Origin of the sequence: Pseudomonas chlororaphis subsp. aurantiaca (assembly GCF_013466605.1) — a bacterium.
In the GTDB taxonomy this organism is placed as follows: Bacteria; Pseudomonadota; Gammaproteobacteria; order Pseudomonadales; family Pseudomonadaceae; genus Aquipseudomonas; species Aquipseudomonas chlororaphis_I.
Map to the genome: position 1 here is coordinate 6,151,531 of NZ_CP059162.1, position 11,355 is coordinate 6,162,885.

At 62.3% G+C, this 11,355-nt stretch carries 10 protein-coding genes; 7 read left to right on the forward strand and 3 right to left on the reverse strand.

Going from position 1 to position 11,355, the window contains the following annotated elements; all coding sequences use genetic code 11:
- Positions 1 to 259 precede the first annotated feature (259 nt).
- The 4 genes from H0I86_RS28175 to H0I86_RS28190 are packed head-to-tail and all read left to right on the forward strand — an operon-like array spanning position 260 to position 4,260.
- On the forward strand, positions 260 to 1,186 hold the full coding sequence (locus H0I86_RS28175) for a DUF72 domain-containing protein (RefSeq protein ID WP_180922973.1): 927 nt from the start codon (positions 260 to 262) through the stop codon (positions 1,184 to 1,186).
- The gene (locus tag H0I86_RS28180) at positions 1,183 to 1,980 is read left to right on the forward strand and encodes an endonuclease/exonuclease/phosphatase family protein (RefSeq protein ID WP_180922974.1); all 798 of its coding nucleotides are present in this window, start codon (positions 1,183 to 1,185) and stop codon (positions 1,978 to 1,980) included. Before H0I86_RS28175 ends, H0I86_RS28180 begins: the two co-directional genes overlap by 4 nt.
- Entirely contained in the window at positions 1,977 to 3,278 is a 1,302-nt protein-coding gene (gene clsB / locus H0I86_RS28185) for a cardiolipin synthase ClsB (RefSeq protein ID WP_180922975.1), read from the forward strand. The genes H0I86_RS28180 and clsB overlap by 4 nt, the downstream gene beginning before the upstream one ends.
- Complete coding sequence (locus H0I86_RS28190; protein ID WP_180922976.1) at positions 3,265 to 4,260, forward strand: lysylphosphatidylglycerol synthase domain-containing protein; 996 nt, start codon at positions 3,265 to 3,267, stop codon at positions 4,258 to 4,260. The genes clsB and H0I86_RS28190 overlap by 14 nt, the downstream gene beginning before the upstream one ends.
- Positions 4,261 to 4,332: 72 nt before the next feature.
- On the opposite strand, the gene H0I86_RS28195 is transcribed toward H0I86_RS28190, so the two are convergent.
- The 3 genes from H0I86_RS28195 to H0I86_RS28205 form a co-directional block, all read right to left on the reverse strand.
- Positions 4,333 to 5,088, reverse strand: a complete 756-nt coding sequence (locus H0I86_RS28195; RefSeq protein ID WP_180922977.1) for an alpha/beta hydrolase family protein — start codon at positions 5,086 to 5,088, stop codon at positions 4,333 to 4,335.
- The gene (locus H0I86_RS28200; RefSeq protein ID WP_180922978.1) at positions 5,078 to 6,187 is read right to left on the reverse strand and encodes a DUF3182 family protein; all 1,110 of its coding nucleotides are present in this window, start codon (positions 6,185 to 6,187) and stop codon (positions 5,078 to 5,080) included. The genes H0I86_RS28195 and H0I86_RS28200 overlap by 11 nt, the downstream gene beginning before the upstream one ends.
- 181 nt (positions 6,188 to 6,368) lie before the next feature.
- Positions 6,369 to 7,376 (reverse strand): GlxA family transcriptional regulator, encoded by a 1,008-nt coding sequence (locus H0I86_RS28205; protein ID WP_180922979.1) that lies wholly within the window; start codon positions 7,374 to 7,376, stop codon positions 6,369 to 6,371.
- A gap of 103 nt (positions 7,377 to 7,479) precedes the next feature.
- On the opposite strand from H0I86_RS28205, the gene H0I86_RS28210 reads away from it, so the two are divergent.
- The 3 genes from H0I86_RS28210 to ectB all read left to right on the forward strand — a co-directional run bounded on the left by H0I86_RS28210 (position 7,480) and on the right by ectB (position 11,351).
- Positions 7,480 to 8,034, forward strand: coding sequence for a cysteine hydrolase family protein (locus H0I86_RS28210; protein ID WP_180922980.1), 555 nt, complete (start codon positions 7,480 to 7,482; stop codon positions 8,032 to 8,034).
- Between the two features lie 736 nt (positions 8,035 to 8,770).
- Entirely contained in the window at positions 8,771 to 9,964 is a 1,194-nt protein-coding gene (locus tag H0I86_RS28215; protein WP_180922981.1) for an iron-containing redox enzyme family protein, read from the forward strand.
- A gap of 88 nt (positions 9,965 to 10,052) precedes the next feature.
- Positions 10,053 to 11,351 (forward strand): diaminobutyrate--2-oxoglutarate transaminase, encoded by a 1,299-nt coding sequence (ectB, locus tag H0I86_RS28220; protein WP_180922982.1) that lies wholly within the window; start codon positions 10,053 to 10,055, stop codon positions 11,349 to 11,351.
- Positions 11,352 to 11,355: the final 4 nt, after the last annotated feature.

Below are 11,355 nucleotides of genomic sequence, written 5' to 3' on the forward strand. Positions count from 1 at the left end.
GGCCCCAAGCAGAAAAACGCAGCCCTGACCGGCTGCGTTTTTTATGCCCGATCGTAAAGGGTGGCGCCTAGCGGGGCTGGCGTTGGCGGCTGATCGACGCCCGGCGCAGGGTTTTACACAAGCGTCAGGCGGCCCATCGCCCACCAGCCCGCCGCTGCGGGCTGGAAAACGCCGTCCGTAGGAAGGTCGAAACTTTCCCGCCAGCCGGGCAGTCATCAAAAGACAGAGACGGTTCGGAGACCATCGGACGGGAGCGGACATGGCGGCAATTCATATCGGTATTTCCGGCTGGCGCTACAAGCCCTGGCGTGGAGATTTCTACCCCGAGGGGCTGACGCAGAAGCGCGAGCTGCAATTCGCCTCGCGCGCAGTCAACAGCATCGAAATCAACGGTTCGTTCTACGCGCTGCAGACCCCCGAGCGTTATGCCGACTGGTATGCCGATACCCCCAAGGACTTCGTGTTCAGTGTCAAGGCACCGCGCTACATCACCCATATCCTGCGGCTGCGGGATATGCACAAGCCGATCGCCAACTTCTTCGCCTCGGGCGTGCTGGAGCTCAAGGACAAGCTCGGGCCGATCCTCTGGCAGTTTCCGCCGAGTTTTCAGTTCGACGCCGAGCTGTTCGGCGCCTTTCTTCAGCAACTGCCCGCCGATACCGAACAGGCCGCCGCCCTCGCCCGCCAGCACGAACCACGCCTGAACGGCCACGCCAGCACCAAGGCCTACGGCAAAAAAGCCATGCGCCATGCCGTGGAAATCCGCCATGCAAGCTTTGCCGTGCCCGAATTCACCCACCTGCTGCGCCAGCACGGTGTGGCGCTGGTGGTGGCCGACACCGCCGGCAAGTGGCCCTATTGCGAGGACCTGACCGGCGATTTCGTCTACCTGCGGCTGCATGGCGACAAGGAACTGTATGCCAGCGGCTATACGCCCCAGGCCCTGAAGCGCTGGGGCGACCGGATCGAGGCCTGGCACAACGGCAAACAACCCGCCGATGCCCGGCTGATCGACGCCCGGCACCCCCCCAGGGCGCGCAAGAGCCGGGAGGTGTTTTGTTATTTCGACAATGACCTTAAGGTCCGCGCGCCCTTCGATGCCCGTCGGCTGCTGCAGCGCTTCGGGCTCGACAAGGCGCTGGCGACGGCGCCCGGCGAGCCCGCCCCGCCGGGGGTGCTGCCATGAGCCATGACGAGTCGGCCAACAGCCCGATACAACCCGCGATCGGGCTTGCCGCCGCGCGCCGCTTCACGGTGCTGACGGTGAACACCCACAAGGGCTTCACCGCCCTGAACCGGCGCTTCATCCTGCCCGAGCTGCGCGAGGCGGTGCGCAGCGTGGCCGCCGATGTGGTGTTCCTGCAAGAGGTGCACGGCGCCCACGACCAGCATCCGCAGCGCTACAACAACTGGCCGAGCATGCCGCAATACGAGTTCCTCGCCGACAGCATCTGGCCGCAGTTCGCCTATGGGCGCAATGCGGTGTACCCGGCAGGCGACCACGGCAATGCGCTGCTGTCGAAGTTCCAGATCATTCGCTACGACAACCTCGACATCTCCCTGTCCGGACACGAGAGCCGCGGCCTGCTGCATTGCGTGCTGCGCCTGCCCGGCGACGCCCTGGAAGTGCATGCCATCTGCGTGCACCTGGGATTGCGCGAAAGCCACCGCCAGCAACAGCTGGACCTGCTGCTGCAACTGATCGCCGAGCTGCCCGTCGATGCGCCCTTGATCGTCGCCGGCGACTTCAACGACTGGCGGCTGCGCGCCGACGCGCAGCTCGCTCCCAGTGGCTTGCAGGAGGCCTTTGTCAGCCTGCACGGCAAGCCGGCGCGCAGCTTCCCCGCGCGCCTGCCGCTGCTGCGGCTGGACCGGATCTACGTGCGTCACCTGAAGGTCCACCGGCCCCAGGTACTGGACACCCATCCCTGGTCCCATCTCTCCGATCACGCGCCGCTGTCGGTCGAGGTCGAACTATGAACGACATGCCTCTGGAAAAAACCACGGTGGACCGCCTGCCCGACGCCGGGCTGGCCCACGAGCCGCCACGGATGGACCTCGAATATGGCTGGCACAGCAACAACCGGGTGGTGCTGCTGGAAAATGGCGAAGCCTATTTCCCCCGAGTGTTCGAAGTGCTGCGCCAGGCGCAGCACGAGATCCTGCTGGAGACCTTCATCCTTTTCGAGGACAAGGTCGGCCAGGAGCTGCACGGTATCCTGATCGAGGCCGCACAGCGTGGTGTACGGGTCACCGTCAGCCTGGACGGCTTCGGTTGCGGCGAATTGAGCTCCGAATTCCTTGCCGCCATGAGCAACGCCGGGGTGCGCTTGCAGATATTCGACCCGGCGCAGCCGATTCTCGGGGTACGCACCAACTGGTTCCGCCGCCTGCATCGCAAGATAGTGGTGGTCGACGGCAGCATCGCCTTTGTCGGCGGGATCAACTTCTCCGCCGATCACCTGGCCGATTTCGGTCCCCAGGCCAAGCAGGACTACTCGGTAGAGATCCAGGGGCCGGCGGTGGTGGATATCCATCATTTCGCCCTGAGCCAGGGCGACGGCCCGGCCCGCGCCCGCTACTGGTGGCAACGCCGCCGGCAGCGCCGCGCGCAGCTGGCCCTGACCGACCATGACGGCCAGGTGCGCCTGGTCTATCGCGACAACCGCCTGCACCGCAGCGATATCGAAGAGGTCTACCGCCAGGTGCTGCGTGGAGCCCGGCAACGGGTGGTGATCGCCAATGCCTATTTCTTCCCCGGCTATCGGCTGCTGCGCGAGATCCGCAACGCCGCGCGCCGTGGCGTCGAGGTGCGGCTGATCCTGCAGGGCGAGCCGGACATGCTGGTGGCCAGGCTGGCGGCACGCACGCTCTATGACTACCTGCTCAAGGATGGCGTGACCATCTACGAATATTGCGAACGGCCGCTGCACGGCAAGGTGGCGCTGGTGGACGACGACTGGAGCACCGTGGGCTCGAGCAATCTCGACCCGCTGAGCCTGTCGCTGAACCTGGAAGCCAATGTGCTGATCCGCGACCGGGCCTTCAATCACGACCTGTTCGAGCGCCTCGACCGGCTCAGCCGCGACCACTGCCAGGCCATGCCGGCCAAGGGTTCCGGTCGCGGCCGCCTGTGGCGACTGACCGTGGGCTTCCTGGTGTTTCACATCCTGCGTCACTTTCCGGCCTGGGCCGGCTGGCTGCCCGCCCACAAGCCGCAGTTGAAGCCCTTCGGCCAGGCCGCCACCCAGCGGGAGTCGCCCCATGAGCCGCACTGATGCCCATGGCTCGACACCCGCCGCGTCGCATGCCCGGTCGCGCTGGCAACGCCTGAAGAAACCGCTGACCATCGCCTTCTTCCTGCTGTTGATCGTGCTGTTCACCCTGCTGGCCCGGCGCATCGACTGGGGCGAGGTGCTTGGCACCCTGGCCGACTTCAAGGTGCGCACCCTGGTCATCGCCGCGAGCCTGACCCTGGCCAGCTTCCTGGTCTATGCCTGCTTCGACCTGATCGGGCGCACCTACATCCGGCAGAACCTCGGCTGGCGGCAGATCCTGCCGGTGGGGTTCATCAGCTATGCCTTCAACCTCAACCTCAGCGCCTGGGTCGGCGGGATCGCCATGCGCTACCGACTGTACTCCAGGCTCGGGGTGAGCACCGGCAACATCGCCAAGATCCTCGGCCTGAGCCTGGCCACCAACTGGTTCGGCTACATGGCCGTGGCCGGCACGGTGTTCGCCAGTGGCCTGATGAAGCTGCCGCCCGGCTGGCAGCTCAGCAACGGCGCGTTGCAGGGGGTGGGCGTCCTGCTGCTGGTGCTGGGCGTGGGTTACCTGGCGGCCTGTCGATTTTCCCGACGGCGCGAGTGGTCGATACGCGGGGTCGAGATCAACCTGCCCTCGTTGCACATGGCCCTGCTGCAACTGGCCCTGGGCGCGCTCAACTGGTCGCTGATGGCAGCGGTGATCTTTACCCTGCTGCCCAGCAAGCTCGATTACCCGGTGGTGCTCGGAGTGCTGCTAATCAGCAGCATCGCCGGGGTCATCACCCATATCCCGGCGGGGCTCGGGGTGTTGGAGGCGGTGTTCATCGCCCTGCTGCAACATGAGGTGTCCCGCGGCAGCCTGCTGGCCGGGTTGATCGCCTACCGGGCGATCTACTTCATCCTGCCGCTGCTGATCGCGCTGCTGATGTACCTGGCGCTGGAAGCCAAAGCCAAGGCGTTGCGCGTGGAGAAAAAGCCGCGCAAAGGCAACTGACGCTGTCGCGACAACCACGCGCGTTCCTCTCCGGGGAGCGAGCTTGCGCTCCCATTCAACCAGCGCTTTCGACTATCGCGACTGAATGATGCTCAACCGTTCTCCCACCACCATTTCCGTGATCCAGTCCACCAGGATCGAGGTGTAGGCCTGCTGCGACACGGGATCGCTCAGGGCATGGTCGGCGCCGTCGATGATCCGGTGGGTCATGGAATGGGTCTGCTGGCAGGCCGCGCGGTAACTCATGATGGTGGCGTGCGGCACATGCTCGTCAGTCTCCGACTCCACCAGCAGCACATCCCCGGTGAACGCCGCGCAGGCATGCAGCGCCCGGTTGCTGTCCATGCGCACCAGGCTGCTGCGGTAATCCAGCAGGTCGGCCTTGTCCAGGTCGCGCTTGGGGCTGTTCCAGGCTTCGTCGCGGTACAGCGCCGGTACCCGCAGCGCCAGCCAGCGCACCGGCCGCAGAGAGGTCAGGATGCTTGCCAGGTAGCCACCGTAACTGGTGCCCACCACGGCGATTGCCGAGGTGTCGAGGGCCGGGTGGGCCAGCAGGCGGTCATAGGCCGCCAACAGGTCGCGCAGGTTGTCTTCGCGGGTCACGCGGTTCAGCGGGATACCGCTACCGGCGTGGCCCCGCAGGTCGAAGGTCAGGCACACGCAACCCAGCCCGGCGATGCCCCGGGCGCGCTCCAGGTCGCGTTCCTGGCTCCCACCCCAACCGTGGACAAACAGTACGCCGGGGACTTTCGACCTGGGACTGAGGAAGGTCCCGCTCATCTGCTCGTCATCGATGTCGATTTGAATGCTTTCGCTTCTAGCCGTCATAGGATTTGACCGTTACATATTTGAGAAGAAAGTCACTGTGCTCCGCGGGCCCGCGATAGACCTCGATGGCATCGACCGGCAAGGGCCGGTCGACATAGGTTTCCACCGCGGACACACGAATCGCGCGCATGCCCGGATGGTTGATAAAGGCCTGCAAAGCCGCCACTTCGGCGCTGCTGGCACCGCCCATGCGCCACGATTGCTCGAGTACGCCGCTGCGTTGCCGGCCCTCGGCGTCCAGGCCCTGGGCGATATCGTAATTGCGCCGGGAGGCGAAAAAGCGCGGATAGGCCTCATCGGCGGCGGCGTCGAAAACCTGGGCCTGCTGCACCGCCTGGCGCACGTCCGGCGGCAGTTGCAGCGCCAGCAACTCAGGGTAGCCCCCCTGCACCACCAACAGCTCGGAGCCACCGTAGACCTGCTCGCCGTCGGCGTCCTCGGTCAGGTACTGCTGGCCGCAGTAGCTGAGGACATGGCCGGCGATAAAGGACTGGCCGGCGCTGTAGGTGACCACCTGTTGCAGATCCTGCTCCAGGACCACGCCTTCATTGAACTGCCGGGCGACGTCCGGTTGCGTCAGCAGCTCGTCGAAGTGCTCCAGGCTCTCGATCACCTGCTGGCCACGACCGGCGCAGGCATGGATCGGCTTCATGCGGATCGGCCCGCTGTAAAGCAAATGGCTGGCCGCTGGCCGGGCGTCGTTCAGGGTGAACACGCTCAGGCCGTCCAGCACCACATTGCGCACCCGCAGGGAGAACAGCGGCGCCCAGCCCGGCGGGGCCACGGCGTTCTTGTTCAACAAACCATGGGTGATGGCCTTGGTGCAGATAAAGTCATGCTCGACATACCCGCCCCACAGGTCGCCCGGCCCCTTGACCCGCAATTGCCGGGCCGCGGCAGGGCCGACGATGGTCTGCGTCGGCAGCAGGTACAGCTCGCCCTGGCCATGCACGAACGGGTCGTAGTCACCGGCGAACTCCAGCCCGAGTATCTGCGCCAGCCATCGGGCCAGCGCGCGATTGGTCTCCACTACATGCTGAGAGGCCCCCGGATGGACCGAGTGGGCGACCACTCGTTTCTTGCGTTGCGTCGGGGTCATGCGTCCCCCTTTGTCATCGGCGTGATGAATGTACAAGGAAGGGTGCAGGGATCACGCCAAGGCCCGGGGGGAGTCGAATCCCCCCTGGATAAGCGCTCTACGCCATCGTTGCTGGCATTGGGCCTGTCTTATTTTGCACGATCGACCGGCGCCGCCCGGTATTTTGCACGACTCGCGAAGGTCAGCCCTGCCCGGCCCGCGCCAGCGGTGTCGGCGGTGTCACGCCGAAACGCGCGCGATATTCGCTGGGCGCCAGCCCGGTGATCTTCTTGAAGGTGGCGCGGAACGCCCCCGGGTCCTGGTAACCGACCGTCCAGGCGATATGGTCGATGGTGCCGTTGGTGAACTCGAGCATTTCCCGGGCCTTGCCCACCCGCAAGTGCTGGCAATATTCGGTGGGCTTGAGCCCGGTGGCGGCCCGAAAGCGCCGCAGGAAGGTGCACTCCTCCAGCCCGGCCTGCTGCGCCATGATGGCGAGGGAAACGTCCACCGCGCCATTGGCCTGCAGCCAGTGCTGCACCTTGAGGATCGCCGCGTCGCCGTGGCCGAGGATCGGCGCAAAGTTACTGCCGCACTGGCTGGCACTGTCGCTGTGCTCGATCACCAGAAAACGCGCGGTGCCACTGGCAATGCTCGGGCCCAGCAGGCGATCGACCATGCGCAGCCCGAGCTCGGACCAGGCCATCAGGCCGGCAGTGGTGATCAGGTCGCCATCGTCGACGATCGGCTTGTCGGCGTTCAGGCGGATGTTCGGGTAGCGCTCGGCGAACTGCTTCGCCGAAGTCCAGTGAGTGGTGGCACTGCGACCGTCGAGCAGGCCACTTTCGGCCAGCAGGATCGACCCGACACAGACCCCGCCCAGGGTCGCACCATTGGCATGCTGCTGGCGTAGCCATTGGGTCAGCGCCTGCGGTGCCTGTGCCTGGGAGAAACCGGCCACCGAGGGTGGGATCAGCACCGCCAGCAATGGACCGTCGACATCAGGGTGACTGTCGTATACCCGTATAGGCGCCTGCTCGGCCTGCGCCTGCCAGTGGCTGATGCGCAACAGCGGCAACTGCGTACTGCGTTGTTCGGCGGCGATACGGTTGGCGACCCCGAACAGGTCGGTCAAGCCATGCACCGCGGCCATCTGTGCCCCGGGATAGATCAGCACGCCCAGCTCGGCGACTGCGCTTTCCATACCCATTGTCAGTTTTCCCCCTTCTATTGTCGGTGCAGCCAATCCTCGACCGGCCCGCCGGAGCCAATACTGGACTCCACAGCCAGCCACCACTCCAGAGGACACACCCATGGCCGAGCAAGCACTCATCGTAGTCGATATCCAGAACGACTACTTCCCCGACGGCAAGTGGCCCCTGGTGGGCGTCGAAGCCGCCGCCGACAACGCCGCGCGGCTGATCCAGGCCTTCCGTGACAGAGGCCAGCAGGTGGTGCACATCCGCCACGAATTCACTTCCGACAGCGCGCCGTTCTTCACCCCCGGCTCCAGCGGAGCACAACTGCACCCCAAGGTCACCAACCGCGCCGACGAACCGGTGGTGCTCAAGCACTTCGTCAATTCGTTCCGCGAAACCGAGCTCGAAGCCATCCTCGACCAGCACGACATTGAGCAACTGGTGGTGGTCGGCAGCATGAGCCACATGTGCATCGACGGCGTCACCCGCGCTGCCGCCGACCTGGGCTATGGCGTCACAGTGATCCATGACGCCTGCGCCACCCGCGACCTCGAATTCAATGGTGTGGTGGTGCCGGCGGCCCAGGTGCATGCCGCCTTCATGTCGTCCCTGGGGTTCGCCTACGCCAGTGTGGTGTCCACCGATGAGTTTCTGGCGGGCAGCCGGTGATTCTGTCGCTCCGTCCGCGCCAGAGGTGGCAACGTCAGGCTTAACGACCTGCCCCCCCCCCCCCCCCAAAAAAAAAAAGCCGCGCAGCGTTCAATCGCTGCGCGGCCTTTTTGGGTTGTCTTCCAGCAAGCTCGTTCTCTGGCGATTATCACCGTTGACGTAACAATCCCCCGGGACTGGATTGCCTTTCACCTCAGGCACGGAAAATGCCTGCCAACATGCAATAAAAAAAGACGGCAAAAACACCCCTCGGCACAGGTGATCCGACGAAATACCTGTGGCTGGTGACACGCGAAAAAAAGTGCCTCATGTGTCGCCAAGTTAATGATTACAGTCATCAAATTTGCCTACCGTCGAAACGGTGGAATCATCTTAATATCAATTCAGATCATTCCTACCCGACCTATGGATCCAATTCTTCTTGACACCCTAAATAGTCGAAGCTATTCATAATCCCTACATCATGGAAATGATAGATAACTATTCTTTACACTAATAAGAAAGGATTCACCGATGAGCGTTAACCCCTGAACTGCCTTATCTACTTTCGCTGCCCCTGAGAGGATTATTTATTCATTAAATAATCCCGCCATGGTCATGACGCGATTCTTTGGCAATATATCCAACAGCGATAAACAGCACGACTCATGCCCTTCTGAAATCGGCATATAGTGTTTTATCCGGTGTGGTGGGTTTACTCATCCCTGAAACTATTACTTCTACAAGGAGTTCGATAGTGAAATTGGAAAGTGCCGTACCCCGTGAACTCACAACCGATATTATTGAGGACCTTACTGGCGGATCCATATGGGATACATGGCTGGATAGCGACTCGCTGAATCAGTTGGTCAACCATCCGCTGCTCTTGGCCATGCAAGAGGGGAGTATCTCTTTAAAAGGCATGCGCTTTTTCTTGGTACAACATCATCACTACTCTCGCAACTTCACCCGTTTTCTCTGCGCCATAATCAACCGGCTCGAGAGCCTGGATGACATCAAGCACCTGATGAAAAACATGCAGGAGGAAATGGGAATCGACGACGTAGGCAAGGTGACTCATGCCGAGCTGTTCCAAAGAACCCTGCGCGCCACCGGAACCCATGCCATGGCCGAAAAGGCCTTGCCGCAGACCCTCGACTTCACTCAGGCCGTCATGGAGTTCTGTCGCCGCGAAAACGCCATCGAGGGCCTCGCGGCCCTGTGCATGGGAGCCGAGGCGATCGTGCCGCTGATCTATAGGCCCGTCCTGCAGGCCCTGGAGCGCCTGAATGTCAGCGAAGAAGGCCTGGAGTTCTTCCGTGTGCACATCGAAGAGGATGAGGACCACGCGATCACGATGCTGGGCATCCTCGAACAGCTAGCCCAGTGCTCACCTGGAGCAAGACTCCTGGCCAAGGACGTCGGACGTCGGATCATTCTCAAGCGCTGCGCAATGTTCGATGCCATCTGGCAGAAGGTCGGCCAGGAGCCCGCGCAAGCTCATGATGAGCAGCGCGCGCAGCCGGACAAGCTCACCTGGTTGAATGCCGTGACCACTGTTCCTATCCAGCTGCCGCGCCGCTTGTTGCATGTCGCCGTCGAGGGCGAGCGTGGTGCGCCACGGACCACGCCAACATCGAGCCAGAAAAGCAGTGTCGTGGATTTACCGGTGCAAACAATGCGCGTGAGCCTGGAACAACTCGCTCCCAACACACAAACCCGCCTGCACAGACATAACTACGAAACCGTCATTTATGTTCTAAGCGGAAGTGGCGCAACTTACATTGAAGAGAAAGTTCTTCACTGGGAAGCCGGCGACGCTATCTATGTTCCCGCCTGGGCCGGGCACTACCATGTCAGCGACCACCAGCAAACAGTCTCATATATTGCCTGCGAGAACTCTCCGCTATTGGCCAGCCAGGGGAAGATTGTCATTCGCGAAGAACTCTGAAACCGGCATCTGTATGCCGTAGCTCATCCCCTATTCAGTCTCACCATCTGGATTTAATTGCAATTAATTCCATTGGAAGGATATTGACATGAATAACTTTATTACTGAAGCGGTATCACTGATCAGTGAAGACCCTGCCGATACATTTTTCAATCACGAATCCGCGGTCAGAAGTTACTGTCGAAAGTTTCCCGCCATTTTCGCCATCGCGCGCAATTCGATATTGACCGATATCAATGGCACCTCATACATCGACTTTCTGTCCGGGGCGGGCTCATTGAACTATGGACATAACAACCCAATGATCAAGGAGGCATTACTGGAGTACTTGCGAAGCGACGGTATTACCCATTCCCTGGACTTGCACACCAGCGCCAAGAAGACCTTCATCGAGGAATTCAACCGGATCATCCTAGGCCCCAGAGCACTGAACTACCGCCTGCAGTTCACCGGCCCGACCGGCACCAATGCTGTCGAAGCAGCGATGAAACTCGCCCGTAAAGTCACCGGCAGAACCAACATAGTCGCCTTCAGCAATGCATTTCACGGCATGTCCCTGGGAGCCCTCGCTGCGTCGGCCCGAAGCGCCAAGCGTGCCGCGGCCGGTGTTTCGTTGCCGGACATCACACGGATGCCCTACGAAGGATTTCTCGGCCAGCAGGTGGACACCCTGAGCGTGCTGGAACACATGTTGACCATGCCCGGATCGGGGATCGACCTGCCGGCCGCGTTCATCGTCGAACCGGTGCAAGCCGAAGGAGGCGTAAACGTTGCCAGCCCCCAATGGCTGCGAGGTCTCGCCCAACTGGCCAGCCGCCACGGCATTCTGCTGATCGTCGATGACATTCAGGCCGGATGCGGAAGAACCGGGACTTTCTTTAGCTTCGAGAGGGCGGGTATCCAGCCCGACCTCGTCTGCCTGGCCAAGTCCATTTCCGGCTATGGCTTGCCCATGTCCCTGGTATTGATCAAGCCCGAGCTGGACCTTTGGCAGCCTGGAGAACACAACGGTACCTTCCGCGGCAACAACCTGGCGTTCATCGCCGCCGCCCAGGCCCTGCGCTACTGGCAGGACTGCGACTTCATGGACGCCCTGAGCCAGCGTTCGAAACGGATCGCCGACACCATTGCACACTGGCAAGAGAGCTGGCCCCAACTGATCAAAGCCGTCCGCGGACTGGGAATGATCTGGGGAATCGAGCTGCCCGATGCGCTCACCACCCAGCAGGTCAGTGCCCAGGCCTATGCCGGCGGCCTGATCGTCGAAACCTGCGGCGCGCAGGACAACATCATCAAACTGCTCCCTCCGCTCACCATCGACCCACAGTCCCTCGACAAAGGGCTCGCCCAGCTGGGCCGCGCCCTGAGTAGCGCTGCAAAAAAATGACCGT